The following is a 16548-nucleotide window of genomic DNA, read 5'->3' as shown; positions in this document are numbered from 1 at the left end:
CTCTGCGGGCCTGCAATTCCTTCGAATGATCGCGCCGGGTTCTCGCTTGACACAATCGTGCCGCTCGATTCTCCTCGCAGGATGTCCCGCGCCTCCCTCCTCCTCGCATTCGCTCCTCTGGCCGCCGCCGCGCTCCTCGTAGCTCCCGACGCGTCGGCGACGAACTTCTCGCTCTGGATTCACGGCCGGAACACCGGCACGGCGACCAAGGCGGGCAATTACACCGACTTCTCCTACTGGGGTTCGTCGGGGACCGCGGCCGGCGTCAACAAGAAGGCCGTCAACTGGGACGGCAAGAGCCGCATCTCCGAGCAGAACTACCGCATCCGCGACGCCCTCGATTGCTACTGTACGGGCTCGAACTGGTGTTACATCGCCGCCCACAGCGCCGGCGACGCCCAGATCGGCTACGCGCTGGCGCAATTCGGCGGCTCGTCGCGCAGCATCAAGAACGCCACCCCGGCCGCCGACGGCACGTGTGGCAATGCGGGCGGCACGCAGACCGGCTGGAACATCAAGTGGGTCGACGTCGCGAGCGGCGCCGGCGGCGGCAGCGAGCTCGCGAACATCGGCGCCTGGGCGGTGAGCGACAAGCTCACGGACGACCTGAAGACGGCCACGATGCGCGCCCTCTACGACCACAACCAGACCCGCGGAAAGTGGTTTTACATGTTCGCGGGCGCGAAGGGCACGCTCTACTCGGGCACGCTGGCCGGCCAGGACGACGAGGCGGTCGGGTACCACTCGACCGGCGGCGTCTCCGTGACAGGCGGCTTCTGCAACCCGGGCGACCTCCTGTGCGACGGCACGCTCACGACGGGCTCGGGCACGACCAGCAACGGCAAGGCGAAGTGGTCGTACCACTCGGTCCTTCTCCGCGACGACGCCGAGCAGTACAACCATTACGCGAACGGCGCCTGGGCGGGGATCATCGCCCCGGTGCGCGCCGACATGGTCGCCGACGCCCTGTAAATCCTCCGCGTGACGAAACGATTGCCAGGAAAAACGACCTCCCCGCGGTCGGGACGGCGACGCCTCGCCCTCGGGGCGGTCGTCCTCGCCGCAGGCCTCCTGCTTTTCTGGCAGCGCGATCGCCTCTCGCCGCGGCGCGCGCCCTCCGAAGACGAGCTCTTCGCCGCAGCCCCCGCGCGCGCGGCAAGCGACACGCCCGCCCCTCGCCAGGACGGCCCGAAGTCCCGATGGGTGGACCCCAAAGCCGCAGGCGACGACGGGGCGGGCGCGCGTGAACGCGCCGAAAGGCGCCTGGAACGCACGCGACACACGCTCGAAGGGTATTTGCAGGCGACACGGTACCCGCCCGGCGCGCGCCCCCTCTCGGAAAAACCCGATCTCCAGAAGGCGCATTCCGTCGCGAAGAGCACGCAGCCGCTCGCGCGATCGGACAAGAAGCTCACGGACGCCCGCGTGACGCTGGAGCAAGATCGCCTGTATCTCGTCGGCGACGAGGCCGCGCGCCTCAAGGTCTCGTGCACCACGAGCGAAGGCCCTGCGCGGTGCGAGGTCCTGCGCGCCGAGGCCCGCGTCCCGGAGACGATGCCGCAGGCAGGCAACATGCCCGCGGCCCCCGTCGTGTTCGCCGACGAAGGCGGATCCGCCGTCACCACGCTCTTCGCCCCAGCGAAGGAGGGGTTCGGCGGATACCACGGGCCCATCGCCGTAAACCTCGATCTGCGCATCGACGGCGAGGAAGGTGGCGCGCGGTTCGACGTCATCTACACGCCCGCGCCGCCGGCCCGCCTGACGGGCGACGTGCGCGAGGTCCTCGAAAACGGCTCGCTGTGCTTGTACCTGCGCCTCGCCGTGGACAAACCGGGCCGTTACGTGGTCGTAGGCCGCGTGGACGACGCCGACGGGGACGGGTTCGCGTACCTGGAGCACAACGATCCGCTCGACGCGGGCACGCAGGAGGCGAAAATGTGCATTTTCGGCAAACTCGTCCTCGACGAGCGAGCGAAATCCCCGTTCGTGCTGCGCGACGTGGAGGCATACCTGCTGAAAGAAGACACCTACCCCGACCGCGAACTCGTCCCAGGGCGCGACGGGCCTTTCTACACGACGAAGGCCTATGCGGAGAGCGTGTTTTCGGATGCGGAATGGCAAAGCGAGGAGCGGGACCGCCACGTGAAGGAGTTCACGAAGGACGTGAAGGAGGCGGAAGGCGCGCTCGAAGCCCTTCCGTGAGGCCCGAAGCGGACCGGACCGGGGCGCCGCCCCGGACCCCGCGGGGGGCTGTCCGCCCCCTCGACCCCGGACCAGCCAGGGGCTGGACCCAGGGTTGAAAAACTGCGCTCCGCGCAGTTTTTCAAACAGGCCGACGAACAACCCTGGTCGCCAGCCGAACCCGCAGCGCGGCTGTCTTGGTCGGCAACGCCGCTGTCGGTCTTGACCGGGCCTGTTCGATGAGCTGCGCACCGCGCAGTTCATCGAGCTTGGGTCCAGCCCCTGGCTGGTCCGGGTGCAGGGGCGGACAGCCCCTGCTGGGGCCTGGGGCAAAGCCCCAGTACAGCGCCGCAACGTTGCGCGAGGGCGCCGCACGGGATGGACGACGGTGCAGCATCGTTGCGCGAGGCGCAGCCGCGACAGGGATGCCGGTCGCGTAACGTTGCCGAGCCCACCGCCATGAGGTGATCGCCGCTCGCGCAACGTTTCCGAGCGCACTTCCAGGACCTGGACGCCGCTTGCGCAACGTTTCCGCACCCTCGGCCACGGCGTGGCCGCGCCTTGCGCAACGGTTCCGGGGCGACCGCCAGGAGGTGGGCGTCGCTCGCGCAACGATGCGCGGCGCGCGCCATGCGCCACCGCGTGCGGGTGCGGGGAATCCTGCTACTGGGGCGGTTCGATCTGGAACACGTCCCAGGCGGGCGTGTGGTTGTTCTCCTCGGGGACCTGCGACGTCACGTACAGCGCGGGGTAGGTCTTTTCGATGACCTCGGAGCCGTCGGGCTGCACCTTCGTCACGACGCCGCTCACGAAGAGCTGCGGGTTGTTCAGATCGCGCCGCTTCGAGCTGAACGTCAGCCAGTAATACCTCTTCCCCTGGAACACCTCGGCGCTCGGCGCCCAGCGCGGCCACGAGTTCGTGATGCCCGGGCTCGATCGGTTCACGCAGGCCGGCGGATCGTTGGCGGCGACGCGCACCGGCTCGCCGCCCTTCGCCGGCACGACGAAGACCTCGGCCATCGGCTCGTCGTACGAATCCGCCCAGTTCACGCCGTCGAACTTGTAGGGCGCGAACCGATTGAACGCGAGCAACGTGTCCCCCGGCGAGATGACGGGGTAAAACTCCAGAAACCCCGGATCACTCGCGCCGGGCAGCGGCGTCGCATTGCCGCCTTGTCGGTCGTTGAAGGGCACCGTGTAGATGTCCATCGTCGTGTCGGCGTCCGTGATGCCCGTGACGACGCCTTCGCCGGAGGTCGTGGCCGTCGTGTACGCGATCGTCGTCCCGTCGTGCCAGAACGTCGGCGACGCGGGGGCGTGGGTATCCCCGACCCGCGGGAGAATGCCCGAGCCCGTCGCCGGATCCTGGGTATGCAGGTCGGTCCAGACGAGCTCGTTCCTGTTCGCCGTGAACGCAGGGTCGATCATCACCGTGATGGCGACGGCGTCCTGCGCCGTAAAATGCTTCTCCGAGAGCGTCGGCGCCGATTGCTTTTGCCGCCCGAGCAGGCCGAGCGCGACGGCCGAGACCTGCGCCTCCGTGGGCAAACCCGCCGTCCCGTCCACCTTTCGCGCCGTGACGGTCCGCGTCCCGATCGACGCGTCACGCGTGAAAAACGTGAGCGCGCCGTCCGGCGACGAGGCGTGGCAGGCCACGCATGTCGTATCGCCGCCCATGATCTCGGGCGAGAGCACCGTCGTCAACTGGGTGTCGCCGATGGCAAAACCCTTCAATGCGGTCTTGCCCGAGCCCGGCGCGCCCGTCGTCCAGTAAACGATCGAGCCCGGCGCCGCCACGGGCGCCACGTGGACCACGCCCTCGGTCCCTGCGAGCGGACCTGCGACGAGCTGGCCGCCGTCGATCTGGGCGCTTCGCACGGCCATCTTGATGTCGCGGCCCGCGCTGTGCCCCGCGAGCCCGGACCAGATCTCCGCGGGAATCGTGTACGACGTGGCCGACGTGTAGACCACGAGCTCGTTCACCTGGTTGTCGACCTTGAGCCGAAGCTCGAAGACGTTGTGCCCCGGCGGCGCGATCCATTCGAAGCGCAGCGGGGTCCAGTTCGTCGGGACGAGCGCGTCCACCGGCGGCTCCGAGACGCACGGTCCGCCCTGCGGCTCTCCGGGCGTGCCCTGGAAGAGTCCGGGCGCCTCGGCCGGCGCGCCCATGTCGAGCTGCGGGCCGGCGGGGAAATCGAGGAACGGTCCGTCGGGATTGGGGCCGCTGCCAATGAACGTCCCCCCTTCCCCGCCCGCGCCGGCCGAGCCGCCCGATCCAGAAGCACCGGCCCCGCCGGTTCCCTGGGTCGCGGACGAGTCCCCGTTGTTGCTGTTCGCGGAACACGATACCCCGGTCGCGCCGAGCGCAGCGGCCGAGGCCAAGGCCAAGAGGAGCGCGATATCGCGCCGAAGTGTGATTGTCATGGACGGATGATCGGGAGCCACCGGCCGGCGTCAAGGCAGAGACGCCGAGCTCGCCCGATTGCGACAGGAGGCCCGCGGTTGACATGCAAGCCCTTGGCGCCACGGGACCTACATGGCGGCGAGGGGGAGACAGAGGACGGTCATCGCGCTCTCGGGCGGCGTGATCGCGGGCATTTTCGGCGGGATCGTGCTGAGCCTGTACGGGCTCCTGTCGGCGGTCGCGCGCGGGGGCGACCCGTGGGTCGTGTTCAAGGGAGCCTCGGCGCCGTTCCTCGCCGAACGCGCGTTCGCGCCCGGCTTCGACGCGGGCGCCGTGGTGCTCGGCATCCTCCTGCATTTCGCCGTCTCGATCGGCTGGGGCGCGCTGTTCGGCTTGCTCGTCCTCGGCGCGAACGTGTTCCGCACGCTCGTGTTCGGCGCGGCGTACGGCGTGATCGTCTGGTTCGTCATGTACCGGGTTGTCCTGCCCGCGGCGGGACTCGGCGCACTCGCGACGAGCGCGCCCGTGGGTCCCGCGATCCTCGAACACGTGATCTTCGGGCTCGCACTCGCGATCGGGTTTCTCCCGTTCCAGCGACGCGCCCCCACGGTTTGACCGAGGAGCGCCACGTTCCGCCCCTTCCGAAGGAGCGTTCGCCTCGACTAGGATGCGGGGCATGCCCCTCTCGGTTTCGCCGCAGGCCGCGACGCACGTCGGCCGGAAGCGCAAGCGCAACGAGGACAGCCACCTCGCAGACCCCGACCTCGGCCTGTACATCGTCGCCGACGGCATGGGCGGCCAGGCAGCCGGCGACGTCGCGTCGCGCCGCGCAGTCGACGTCGCGCGGGCCTACGTGGCCGATCGGGTCGACGTGCTCACGCGCTTCGCGGCAAACCCCTCCCAGGAGAACCGCGTCGCGGCGCAGGAGCTCGTCGCCTCGGCAATCCAGGCCGCATGCGCGGACCTCTGGGCCATGGCCGAGAACGACCCCAAGCTCCGCGGCATGGGCACGACGATGGTGCTCTTCGCGGTCGCAGGAGATCGCGGCGTCGTCGGGCACGTGGGCGACAGCCGCGCCTACCTCCTGCGGCAAGGCGTGGCGAACCGGCTGACCGAGGACCACACGATCGTCGCGGCCTCGATCAAGAACGGCACGATGACGAAGGAGCAAGCCAAGGTGAGCGCCCTTCGCAGCGTGCTCACGCGGGCCGTGGGGACGCAGGCGTCGGTGCAGGTCGACACGCTGCTCGTGGAAATCATGCCGGGCGATCTCTTCCTGATCTGCAGCGACGGCCTCTACGGGTACATCGAGGACGAGGAGGTCCCCGCGCTCTGCGCCGGCGTACCGGACAACCTCGCAGAAGCGCTCGTCGACGTCGCGAACGAGCGAGGCGGCCGCGACAACATCACGGCGCTCGTGCTCTCGTTCCACGGCGCGACAGCAGAGGAGCCGGAGCCAGAGGCGCTCACGAAACACGAGGCGCTGCGCGGCATCCCGCTCTTCATGCACCTGACCTACCGCGAGCAGGCCGAGATCCTGGCGATCTCGGACGTGCGCAGCCACCCGATCGGCGCAGCGATCGTGACCGAGGGCGAGCCAGGCGAGGATCTCTACGTGATCCTGCGAGGGCGGGTGGCCGTCGAGAAGGACAACGTCGCCATCACGTCGATCATGACAGGCGGATACTTCGGCGAGATGGGCCTCGTCGACGACTCGCGGCGCTCGGCCACCGTGCGGGCCCTCGAGCCCGTACGCACGATGGTCATCACACGAACAGACATGATGAACGTCATGCGACGCGAGCCAGTGCTCGCCGTGAAGCTGCTCTGGAGCTTCGTGCAGGGCCTCTCGCAGCGCCTGCGCACGGTGAACACCGAGCTCTCCGAAGCACGCGCCGAGCTTTTCGAAGCCCAAGGCGTCACGCCTTACACGTCGTAGGTGGTTTCGTTTTGAAGGCGCTGCGCTGGGGCTTTGCCCCAGGCCCCAGCAGGGGCTGTCCGCCCCTGCACCTGGACCAGCCAGGGGCTGGACCCAAGCTCGATGAACTGCGCGGTGCGCAGTTCATCGAACAGGCCCGGTCAAGACCGACAGCGGCGTTGCCGACCAAGACAGCCGCGCTGCGGGTTCTGCTGGCAACCTGGGTTCTTCGTCGGCCTGTTTGAAAAACTGCGCACCGCGCAGTTTTTCAAACCTGGGTCCAGCCCCTGGCTGGTCCGGGGTCGAGGGGGCGGACAGCCCCCCGCGGGGACCGGGGCAGCGCCCCGGCGCAGCGGCCCCAACACGAAACGCTCAGCTCAAGCCGTGCGCTTCACGTACTCGAAATCGACGGGCCGCCCTTTGATGCCGTGCTTGGGGGGCCCGATCCAGTTTGCCATCTGCTTCGGATCGTAGATCGGCGCTGTCATGAGGCTCTTCACGTAGGCCTCGTCTGCTTCGCTCGGCATCCACTCGTCGCGACGACGCTCCCACTCTTCCTTCGTGAGGACGTTGCCCTCCACGTCGAAATGGAGCCCGCCGTAGATCCCTGTGCGCCGATGGAACCTTCGGCTCGGCAGCTTGAGCTTGTACGAGATCCCTGCCTCGGCGAGCGCGCGGTTCCACTTGTCGACTCCGCGCTGCGCGTCCTCGATGTACTCGTCGCGCAGCACCTCGTTCATCGCGTTGCGCAGCGGCACCTCCTCGCGACGGAAGCCCGTCACCAGGCCGGGACCTGCCGTGACGGGCACGTCCATCGGGTAGATGCTGTCGACTGCGCGATGATCCTCGTAGCTCTCCTCCTTCGCGCGCCCCTTCAGGCTCGACGCGAAGAAGTTTGCCGCGTTCGACGAGATCTCGCCGCCGAACAGGTCGAGCGACACCGAGTACCAGAAGTTCAAGTACTTCTGCATCGTCGGCAGATCGATGCCGCCTTCGGCGCGCGCGTCCTCGTTCTTGTTCTTCTTCATCAGCTCCGCGGTGCGCTGCACGATGCGCAGGATGCCCGTCTCGCCGACGAACATGTGATGCGCCTCCTCGGTCAGCATGAACCGCGTCGTTCGCGCGAGCGGGTCGAAGCCGCTCTCGGCGAGCGCGAGGAGCTGGTACTTCCCGTCGCGATCCGTGAAGTACGTGAACATGAAGAACGAGAGCCAGTTCTGACACGGCTCGTTGAACGCCCCGAGGATCCGCGGTTTGTCGGGGTTGCCGCTCCTGCGCTCGAGCAGCGCTTCGGCCTCCTCGCGACCGTCGCGGCCGAAGTAGCTGTGGAGCAGGTACACCATCGCCCAGAGGTGCCGACCCTCCTCCACGTTCACCTGGAACAGGTTGCGCAGGTCGTAGAGGCTCGGGCACGACTGGCCGAGGAGCCGCTGCTGCTCGACGCTCGCGGGCTCGGTGTCTCCCTGCGTCACGACGAGCCGGCGCAGCACGTTGCGGAACTCGCCGGGCACGCTCTGCCAGACGGGCTCGCCCATGTGATCCCCGAACCCGATCTTCCGATCGGCGACGGGGTCCGTGAGGAAGATGCCCCAGCGGTAGTCGGGCATCTTCACGTAGTCGAAATGGGCCCAGCCCTCGTGATCGACGCTCACGGCGGTGCGGAGATAGATCTGGTCCTCCTGGAAGCCCTCGGGACCCATCTCCTTCCACCAGTCGATGAACCTGGGCTGCCAAGCTTCGAGCGCCCGCTGAAGCTTCTTGTCGGACGCGAGATCGACGTTGTTCGGGATACGCTCGGAATTGACGACAGAGCTCACGTTCGCCTCCAGTCGAATTCGGGTCGCTCGGGCCGGCCGTACATCGTGAGCGCGCCCCGCTCGCCGACCGCATTCGGGCGCTGGAAGATCCAGTTTTGCCAGGCCGAGAGGCGCCCGAAGATCTTCGTCTCCAGCGTCTCGGGCCCCGCGAATCGCAGCGAGGCCTCCATCCCGGTCAGCGCGTCGGGCGACAGGCTCGCGCGCTCCTCGACCGCGATCCGCACCTCGTCGTCCCAGTCCATCTCGTCGGGCGTGAACGTCACGAGCCCGAGCTTCTTGGCGGCGTCCGCGTCGAGCAGCTCCGTTTGTCCTTCCAGACGCTTCACGGCCGAAGGATCGTGCAGGAACCGCGTCTCCAGACGCGTGAGGCCGTTCGGCATCGGGAACGGGCCGAAGTTCAGCGGCGAGAGGCCGATCACGGGCGGCTCGTCGCCGCCGTCGAGCATGTAGGTCCGGTCGCCGGCGAGGGCCAGCTCGAAGAGGCTGCCCGCGAAACACGAGCCGGGCTCGACGAGCGAGAACACGCTGCGCGCCGTGAGATCCAGGCGCTTCAGGGTGCGGCGCATCTTGAGCAGGATCTCGCGGGCGAACCAGTCGTCCTGCAGCGCGTGGAGCGCGCGATCCGCGGCGCGAACGGCCTCGGGATCGCCCTTCGTCCGGAGCAGCACGAGGCCCGCCTCCGGGTGGTTGAAGCGCAGGTCGAGCAGCGCGTCGTCGAGCTCGCGGAACACGCGCAGCGACCACACGTCGGAGCCGCTCTTGTGGAGCGCCTCCACCGTCGTCTCCGGCGTGCCCTCGGGCGCGCGCACCTCGATCTCGGCGACGCGCGTCGCGCTGTCGATGACGAGCGTGACGTACTTGTACTCGGACTTGATCTTGCTGCCGTCCTCGGAGCGCTTCACGTCGAGCGGGGCGAGCGTGACGCCCGGGCCCTGCTTGTCCTTCGTGCGCGCGGCGATCGCGTTTGCCTCCTCGATCACCACCTGATCGAAGCGGCTCTTCGGGATCGAACGATCGACGAGGCGCCACTCCTCGGCGCGCTTGCCGCGAACGCCCTCGGCGAGCGTGCTGAACACGTCGGCGAGATCGCGGCGGACCTTGCGCTTGTCCACGAGGCGCGTGAGCCCGCCCGTGCCCGGGAGCACGGCGAGCAGCGGCGTCTCCGGGAACGAGACCGCGCTCGATCCATCGTCGCAGAGCAGGATCTTCTCGCACGCGAGCGCGAGCTCGTAGCCGCCGCCCGAGGCCACGCCGTTCAGCGCGGCCACGTAGTGCTGGTCGCTCTCGGCGCAGGCGGCTTCGAGCGAGAGGCGCGTCTCGTTCGTGTACTTGCAGAAGTTGACCTTGAAGGCGTGCGTCGACGAGCCGAGCATGTAGATGTTCGCGCCGGCGCAGAAGATGCGCGGCTGCCCGCTCGTGACGATCACGACCTTCACCTCGGGGTGCTCGAAGCGCAGCCGCTCCACCGCGTCCGCGAGCTCGATGTCCACGCCGAGGTCGTAGCTGTTCAGCTTCAGCGTGTAGCCGGGGCGCATCGGCGCCTCCTCGACCACATCCATCACGAGCCGCGCGATCGCGCCGTCGAACGACAGCTTCCAGTGCTTGTAGCGGCTCGGATGTGTCTCGAAACGGATGGCGGGCGCCTTGGCCCCGCCGCTTTCACTCTCGATGCCCATCGCCGAAAACTCCATCACCGGGGCGGGAGGGTGTCAAGCAATATACTGCGTGCCTTTGCCGCGCTCATGAAATATAGTGCATGACGTGGCCGCCCGAAAGAAGCCCGACGCGGGCGCAGACGAACCGGAAGGCGTGGGCTCGCCGCTCCTGCGGGTGCTCGGCGAGCGGGTGCGCGAGCGGCGGCGCGCGGCGGGTTTGACGCTCCGGGATCTCGGGGTCGCGTCGGGCGTGAGCGAGCGGTTTCTGGTGCTCGTCGAGGGCGGCAAGGCGAACGTGTCCGTGGTTCGTCTCGACGCGATCGCGCGCGCGCTCGACACGTCGGCGTCGGCGCTGCTCGCAGACGCGCCCACGGAGGCGCCGCGCGCAGCCGTGAAGGGCCCGCTCGTGGCGCTGCTCGGCCTGCGCGGGGCGGGAAAAACCACGCTGGGGAGCCGCGCGGCGGCCCGGATCGGGTTGCCCTTCGTGGAGCTCGACAGCCTCGTCGTGACGCGGACCGGCATGAGTCTCACTGAAATCTTCGAGATGCACGGCACGGCCTACTTCCGCAGGCTCGAACGCGAGGAGCTCACGCGGCTCGTCACGCGTGGCGATCGTGGGATCGTCGCGACGAGCGGCAGCCTCGTGACCGATCACGAGACGTTCGAACTTCTCTGTCGCGAGGCCGTGACCGTGTGGCTGCGCGCGCGTCCCGAGGATCACTTCCAGCGCGTGATCGACCAAGGCGACGCGCGGCCGATGGCGAGCCGGCCGGCGGCGATGGAGGAGCTTCGCGCGATCCTGCGCGCGCGACGTGCCCTCTACGAGCGCGCGGCCCACATCATCGACACGTCGGCGCTTGGCCTCGAACGTGCGATCGACCGGCTTGTGAAGATCGTCAACACGGCGAGCCGTGGTAGGCTGCCGGCACCGCCGGTCGGTTGAACGCATGCCCCGCCTCCGCATCCTCAACGTCGTCTCCGAGTGCGTCCCTTTCGCCAAGACGGGAGGCCTGGCGGACGTAGCCGGCGCGCTCCCCATCGCCCTCGCGGCGCGAGGCCACGACGTACGCACCGTCATGCCGCGCTACCGCATCGCGAAGAAACACCCGGCCAAACGGCTGCCGATCTCGCTCGGCGTGCCCGTCGGCGGCAGTGAGGCGTGGGGCGCGGTGTGGGAGGCGCGGCTCGGCGAGAGCACGTCGCGCGTCTACCTGCTCGAGCACGACGAGCTCTACGATCGCAGCGGCATCTACAACGATTCGAACGGGGATTACCGCGACAACCTCGCGCGCTTCACGTTCCTCTCGCGCGGGGCGCTTCGTCTCGCGAGCGTGCTCGGGTTCATCCCCGACGTCGTGCACGTGCACGACTGGCCGACGTGCCTCGTGCCTGTGTACATGAAGACCCTCGACGCCCGTTCGCCGCTCGGCGGGGCCGCGTCGATCCTGACGATCCACAACATGGGTTATCAGGGCTGGTTCGACAAAAACGAACTCTACCAGACCGGCCTCGGCTGGGACGTCTTCCACCACCGCGCGCTCGAGTCCTACGATCGGCTGAACCTGCTGAAAGGCGGCATCAACTTCTCGACGATGCTCTCGACGGTGTCGCCGCGGTACGCGCAGGAGATCCAGACGAGCGAGGGAGGGCACGGGCTCGAAGGCGACTTGCGCGCGCGCGGCGGTGATGTGATCGGCATCCTGAACGGGATCGACGACGAGATCTGGAACCCCGCGACGGACAAACACCTCCCCGCGCATTTCGACGCCGACGATCTGCAAGGCAAGGCCTTCTGCAAGGCCGAGCTGCAGCGCGAGATGGGGCTCCCGGTTCGCCCCGACGTACCGATCATCGGCCTCATCAGCCGGCTCGTGCACCAGAAGGGCATCGACATCTTCGCGGGCGCGCTCGGGACGCTGCTCCAGCGAGACGTGCAGGTCGTGGTGCTCGGATCGGGCGAGAGCTGGGCGGAGGATCTTTTCACGCGGCTCAGCCACTCGACGGATCGATTCCGCGCGCACATCGGTATGAACGACGCGCTCGCGCACCGCATCGAGGCGGGCTCGGATCTCTTCGTGATGCCCTCGCGCTACGAGCCTTGCGGGCTGAACCAGCTCTACAGCCAGCGGTACGGTACGCTGCCCATCGTGCGCGCGGTGGGCGGGCTCGACGATACGGTCGAGCACATGGCGACGGGCTTCAAGTTCCTGGATCTCTCGGCCGACGTGCTTGCCGACACGGTGCTCGAAGCGGCGTGGATCTACCGCGAGCACCCCGAGCACTTCCGCTCGATGCAGAGGCGGGCGATGAAAAAGCCGTTTGGCTGGGATTACGCGAGCCGCCAGTACGAGGCGATGTACCGGCTCGCCATCTCACGGCATCGCGGAGAACGCTGAGCTCGTGGTGAGCAGGGAGCTCGCAAAGCGAGCTCCCTCGAGGGGGTGAATCGGCCGGGCTTTGCCCGGACGAGAGGGGGACGCGAGGCGTCCCCCTCGGGACTAATGCGCGTGACCGGCGTGATCGTCGGGGTGCTCGACCTGCTGCCCCGGCGTCGGGATCCGCCGCGTGGGCGGCCCCGCCTTCGGCTCGACGACCTCGCCCTTCGCAGTGAGCGCGCGCGAGAGGGCGCGGTGCTTCGCCTCGATCACGGAGGTGAACCCGTTGACCAGCGGGAGGAAGCCGTCGGGCTCGATCCCCTTGTCGCTGATCTTCGCCTGGGCCTCTTCCGCGGCCTTCTGGAACGCGCTCAAGGGCGGCACGGTGATCCTCGCCCAGGGATCGTTCGGGTTGTTCGTGCCGAACGTCTTGATGGCCTCGATGTCCTTCGCGAGCGCCGCGACGCCCTCCTTGAAGGCCGCCGTGTCGATCTTCTTCGCGAGCACCGACAGGACGAGCCCGCGCGCCCTGTCGTAGGCCGTGAGCACGAGCCGCTCGCCCTCGTCGAGCTTCGCCGCGTCGACCGGGTGCTCCTTGTGCCACGCGGCGATCGCGCTGCCGAGTTTGTCGGCGTTCTCGTCGAGCTTGGCAAAGTCGGCGACGAGCTTCTTGTGCAGCTCCTTGCCGCGCTCGAACTTGTCCTTCGTGTACTCCTCGCGCTGGTAGTACACGCTGGCCGCGGCGATGTTGCGGCTGAGCTCCAGCGAGAACGGGGCGAACGTCATGAGCGCCGCGTCGACGTCGGGCATCGCCGGCTCCTTGAGATCGGCGGCGACGGTGCACGCCCGCGCGTTGCGCTCGTGCGGAGCGCGCATGCCCATGTCGGCCATCTTGCGGCCTGCGAACGCGCTGTTGCCAGGCGCGGCGGAAGCGCGTGGTGCCGCGGAGGCGACGGGGCCCGCGGAGGGCGCAGCGGAGCCACCGGGCTTCGGCGGCACGAGCGTGGGCGGAGCCGGCGGCAGCGACGCCCCGGGGATGCCGAAGCTCGGGATCTTCTTCTCGCTCGGCTCGTCCTTGCCGAGGCTCCCGAGGTACGCGTCACGCGCTTGACGCAGAGTGAGCGTACCGAAGTAACAAACCTCGAGGCGGTAGTTCTTCATCGCCTGCGGGTCGAACTTCGGGATGGGGGCGATCGGCGTGCGCAGCGGCAGCTTGCCCTTCCCGCTCGGCAGCATCGCCGCAGAGGGCTTCGCCTCCGGCGCGGGCGCGGGCGGCTCCTCCTTCTTGCAGCCTACGGTCAGGGGAGCGAGCGCGAGCACGAACGGAAGGAAAGACCGCAGCCGGATCATGAAGACATGCCTCCTCGAAGATGCCCCACGCCGCGGCAAAGGCCGGGCGAAGGCCGGACCGGCATCATGCCCGACCAGCACGGACTTTCAAGCGTCGCACCGCGGCGATCCTGCCCCCGCCCCTTGCGGCCGCGCGCAGCGGAATCATGTTGGCCGTCGTGAAAAAAACCACCGACCTGCGCCCGCAGAAGCTCGAAGGCAAGAAGGTCTCCGGAAAGGCTCGCGGGCTCGCGCTCGTGCCGCTCCTCCGGGATGCGCCAGCGGCTTGGCGGCTGCTCCGCGACCGGGAAGCCGCGCTCTGGGCCAAGGCGCTCGTCGTTCTGTCGGTGGTTTACTGCGTCTGGCCGCTGGATCTCGTGCCCGACGCCGTACCTTTCATCACCTGGATCGACGACGTGGGCGTGGTGCTCCTCTTCCGGGTGATCCTCCACCGTCAACTCGGCCGGTACCACGAGCCCCGATCGGAAATCGTGGAGGACGTGCGTGGGCCTCGATCCGGAGCCGATGTCCGCGTAGCCTGAACGCGGGTTCCCGTGCGACTCCAACGTTTTACGCTCGAAAATCTCCGCATCGAAGACGAGCGCTCGTACCGACACATCGGTCTCTACGCCGAGCTCAAGCGTGCGCTCGTGCGTGACCACGTCACCTTCCTCGTGCCGAAACCCGGGACACCGGAGGCACGCTGGGATCGAGCGCTCTTCCTCAATCTCACGTTCTGGTCGCCCGACCAGCCTGGCGACGTCCTCGACAGCGACGCCATCCCCGCAGACGTGGTGATGCACGCGGGCTGGCACCACGTCACGCGCCGCGCGCTCGACGCGCTCGGAGCGACGGCGAGCCAGAGCCCCGACGCGCTCCTGCTCGGCGAGTCGATCGCGAGCGCGTTTGATCTCTACCTCGTCGGTCGCTTGCTCGGCCACGCGCCGGACGCCGCGTTCCTCGAAACGCAGGTGCCCGCGATGGCGGAGGCCGCGCTGCAAGCTGGCATGCCGGAAGACGCGTTCGAAGCGATGCTCGACGAGGTGTCGCGTGATCCTGACAAGGCGTTCGAGGATCTGCGCGAGCTGCTCTTCGACGCGAGCACCACGCTCGTGCGCGCGCCCTCCGTCGAGGAAGCGGCCGAGAGGATCGCGCGTTTCGACACGCATCGTTTCGGACCGCTCCTGCACCACTACGAACTCTCGACATGGATCCTGTACGCGCGCGCCTACGCGAAGGACGCCGGCGCGCCGGATCCCCAAGTGATGGCCGTCGACGCGACGATCCGCCGCGCGGACGTCGCGCTCGATTGGCTCGAAAAGCACTGGATCTACGGGCTCTCGGGGGATCCGGGCGGACCCGACGACCGCGAGGTTCTGCCACGATGAGCAAGAAACAAGACGACACGAAGACGGCAGCGGGCAACGTGGAACCCCCGCCAGAGACGATGAAATCGATCCCCGAGCGGACGAGCGTCTTCGACCTCGACGTGTCGGCCGAGGTGGTGACGGTGCCGCCGCCCGCGCTCGCAGGCGCGGACGACAACGTGAAGATCCCGCCGCCGCCGCCGGCGCCGCGCGCGAAAGCAGCCTCGCAGCCATCGATGGCGAAAAACGCCACGCCAATGCCGGCCGCGACGAAGCGCACGCCGACGTTGAAGGACGACGACGACGACAGGCCCTCGTTCTTCGAGGTCTTCGACGTCGACCGGCACGAGGCCAAGCACGCGCAGCCCGAAGCCGCCCCGGAAAAACCCTCGGACAAGGCGGCCCAGCGCGGCTCGCGGCCCGATCCGCGCGAGATCAGCCGCAGCCGGAAGATCGTCGACGAGGATCTGTTCAACCTGAGCAGCAGCCTCTTCAGCAACCAGGGGCTCACGCCGCTCGTGGCGCCCGACGTCTCGGCGCTCGGGATCTCGGCGCTCGGCAAGGATCTCACGACCGCGCCGAAGCCGGCCGATCCGGCCGCAGGAAAAGCCGACGCGGCAAACAGCGGAGGTTCGCTCTTCCTGGCCGCGCCACCCATCACGGCGCCGCCGGCGCCAATGACGAAGTCGTCGATGGACGCGATCGATCTCGACGTCGACGTCGCGGCCGCGACCGGAAAGCTCGATCGCAAGCGTCTCGGGATCGGCGTCGTGCTCGTCGCGGCCCTCGCGGGCCTCGTGTTTTTCCTGGTACAACGCGCGTCGACGACGTCCGAGGAGCCGACGGCCGCGGTCGCTACCGAGTCGACGACCACACCGCCCGGCACCGGGAACGACGCGCCGCTCGCCCTGCAACCGGGGGCCACGAACCAGGCGCCCGCGCCGAACACGAACACCCCGGCGCCGAGTGATCCGGCCGCAGCGGCGAAGGCAGGCACGGAGGCCCCCGCGGACAAACGCGCCGGCGCGGCCGACGCAGCGCCGAAAAGCGACGGCCGGGACAAACCGGCGGCGGGCGGAGACAAACCGCCGGAGAAGACCGACGCAAAACCCGCCGAAACGGCGGCGGGGAACAAGACGCAGGATCTCGCAGCCGCGATGGCCGCGGCGAACAACAAGCCCGCCGTGCCCGAGGCGCCCTCGGGCGGCGGCAACGAGTTCAGCAGGAGCGCCGCGGCCTCCGCGCTCGGCGCCGCCGCCGGCAGGGCCTCAGGCTGCAAGGCACCTGGCGACCCGAGCGGCACAGCCCGCGTGAGCGTCACGTTCGCCCCGTCCGGCCGCGCCACGAAGGCGCAGGTCAACGGCCCGCCGTTCGCCGGCACGCCGACCGGAGGCTGCATCGCCGCAGCGTTCCGCAGCGCCTCGGTCCCGCCCTTCTCCGGTGATTCCGTGACGGTGAGCAAGTCCGTCACGATCCGCTGATCTCCGCGTAGAACGCGTCGA

The 16548-nt window shown here is 68.7% G+C and carries 13 protein-coding genes; 9 read left to right on the top strand and 4 right to left on the bottom strand.

Annotated features, from left to right (window positions below):
- Positions 1–81: 81 nt before the first annotated feature.
- Complete coding sequence (locus POL67_RS20135) at positions 82–972, top strand: hypothetical protein (protein ID WP_271919393.1); 891 nt, start codon at positions 82–84, stop codon at positions 970–972.
- 9 nt (positions 973–981) lie between these two features.
- Positions 982–2202: a hypothetical protein gene (locus POL67_RS20130; RefSeq protein WP_271919391.1), complete on the top strand. Its 1221-nt coding sequence runs from the start codon at positions 982–984 to the stop codon at positions 2200–2202.
- A gap of 642 nt (positions 2203–2844) precedes the next feature.
- Here POL67_RS20130 and POL67_RS20125 read toward each other — a convergent pair.
- Positions 2845–4605, bottom strand: a complete 1761-nt coding sequence (locus POL67_RS20125) for a TolB-like translocation protein (RefSeq protein ID WP_271919389.1) — start codon at positions 4603–4605, stop codon at positions 2845–2847.
- A gap of 112 nt (positions 4606–4717) precedes the next feature.
- Here POL67_RS20125 and POL67_RS20120 point away from each other — a divergent pair, with 112 nt between their 5' ends.
- Together POL67_RS20120 and POL67_RS20115 are read left to right on the top strand one after the other, a co-directional pair.
- A complete protein-coding gene (locus POL67_RS20120) occupies positions 4718–5200 on the top strand; it encodes a hypothetical protein (protein WP_271919386.1) in 483 nt (160 codons plus the stop codon).
- A gap of 61 nt (positions 5201–5261) precedes the next feature.
- A complete protein-coding gene (locus tag POL67_RS20115; protein ID WP_271919384.1) occupies positions 5262–6524 on the top strand; it encodes a cyclic nucleotide-binding domain-containing protein in 1263 nt (420 codons plus the stop codon).
- A gap of 356 nt (positions 6525–6880) precedes the next feature.
- Here the strand turns inward: POL67_RS20115 and boxB are convergent, their stop codons facing one another.
- Positions 6881–8320, bottom strand: a complete 1440-nt coding sequence (boxB, locus tag POL67_RS20110) for a benzoyl-CoA 2,3-epoxidase subunit BoxB (RefSeq protein WP_271919382.1) — start codon at positions 8318–8320, stop codon at positions 6881–6883.
- Positions 8317–10011, bottom strand: coding sequence for a 2,3-epoxybenzoyl-CoA dihydrolase (gene boxC, locus POL67_RS20105; protein WP_271930848.1), 1695 nt, complete (start codon positions 10009–10011; stop codon positions 8317–8319). The genes boxB and boxC overlap by 4 nt, the downstream gene beginning before the upstream one ends.
- Positions 10012–10081: 70 nt before the next feature.
- On the opposite strand from boxC, the gene POL67_RS20100 reads away from it, so the two are divergent.
- Together POL67_RS20100 and glgA are read left to right on the top strand one after the other, a co-directional pair.
- Positions 10082–10918 (top strand): shikimate kinase, encoded by an 837-nt coding sequence (locus POL67_RS20100; protein ID WP_271919380.1) that lies wholly within the window; start codon positions 10082–10084, stop codon positions 10916–10918.
- 4 nt (positions 10919–10922) lie between these two features.
- Positions 10923–12371: a glycogen synthase GlgA gene (gene glgA, locus POL67_RS20095; protein ID WP_271919379.1), complete on the top strand. Its 1449-nt coding sequence runs from the start codon at positions 10923–10925 to the stop codon at positions 12369–12371.
- Positions 12372–12473: 102 nt separating this feature from the next.
- Here the strand turns inward: glgA and POL67_RS20090 are convergent, their stop codons facing one another.
- Entirely contained in the window at positions 12474–13700 is a 1227-nt protein-coding gene (locus POL67_RS20090; RefSeq protein ID WP_271919377.1) for a DUF3829 domain-containing protein, read from the bottom strand.
- A gap of 158 nt (positions 13701–13858) precedes the next feature.
- Here POL67_RS20090 and POL67_RS20085 point away from each other — a divergent pair, with 158 nt between their 5' ends.
- Genes POL67_RS20085 through POL67_RS20075 form a run of 3 tightly spaced genes read left to right on the top strand, consistent with a single transcriptional unit; the run spans position 13859 to position 16527 of the window.
- Positions 13859–14221 carry a YkvA family protein gene (locus tag POL67_RS20085; protein WP_271919375.1) on the top strand — a complete coding sequence of 121 codons (363 nt, stop codon included), beginning with the start codon at positions 13859–13861 and terminating at the stop codon, positions 14219–14221.
- Positions 14222–14233: 12 nt separating this feature from the next.
- Positions 14234–15067 carry a hypothetical protein gene (locus tag POL67_RS20080; RefSeq protein WP_271919373.1) on the top strand — a complete coding sequence of 278 codons (834 nt, stop codon included), beginning with the start codon at positions 14234–14236 and terminating at the stop codon, positions 15065–15067.
- Positions 15064–16527 carry a hypothetical protein gene (locus POL67_RS20075; RefSeq protein WP_271919371.1) on the top strand — a complete coding sequence of 488 codons (1464 nt, stop codon included), beginning with the start codon at positions 15064–15066 and terminating at the stop codon, positions 16525–16527. Before POL67_RS20080 ends, POL67_RS20075 begins: the two co-directional genes overlap by 4 nt.
- Positions 16528–16548 lie beyond the last annotated feature (21 nt).

Source organism: Polyangium mundeleinium (assembly GCF_028369105.1).
GTDB classification, from domain to species: Bacteria; Myxococcota_A; Polyangia; order Polyangiales; family Polyangiaceae; genus Polyangium; species Polyangium mundeleinium.
This window is presented reverse-complemented; position numbering and strand designations above follow the sequence as displayed.

Bases quoted from the DNA above. Each gene is read 5' to 3' on its own strand.
- POL67_RS20120 (WP_271919386.1), top strand. From the start codon at position 4,718: ATGGCGGCGAGGGGGAGACAGAGGACGGTCATCGCGCTCTCGGGCGGC.
- POL67_RS20125 (WP_271919389.1), bottom strand. From the start codon at position 4,605: ATGACAATCACACTTCGGCGCGATATCGCGCTCCTCTTGGCCTTGGCC.
- boxC (WP_271930848.1), bottom strand. From the start codon at position 10,011: ATGGAGTTTTCGGCGATGGGCATCGAGAGTGAAAGCGGCGGGGCCAAG.
- POL67_RS20075 (WP_271919371.1), top strand. From the start codon at position 15,064: ATGAGCAAGAAACAAGACGACACGAAGACGGCAGCGGGCAACGTGGAA.
- POL67_RS20090 (WP_271919377.1), bottom strand. From the start codon at position 13,700: ATGATCCGGCTGCGGTCTTTCCTTCCGTTCGTGCTCGCGCTCGCTCCC.
- glgA (WP_271919379.1), top strand. From the start codon at position 10,923: ATGCCCCGCCTCCGCATCCTCAACGTCGTCTCCGAGTGCGTCCCTTTC.
- POL67_RS20135 (WP_271919393.1), top strand. From the start codon at position 82: ATGTCCCGCGCCTCCCTCCTCCTCGCATTCGCTCCTCTGGCCGCCGCC.
- POL67_RS20115 (WP_271919384.1), top strand. From the start codon at position 5,262: ATGCCCCTCTCGGTTTCGCCGCAGGCCGCGACGCACGTCGGCCGGAAG.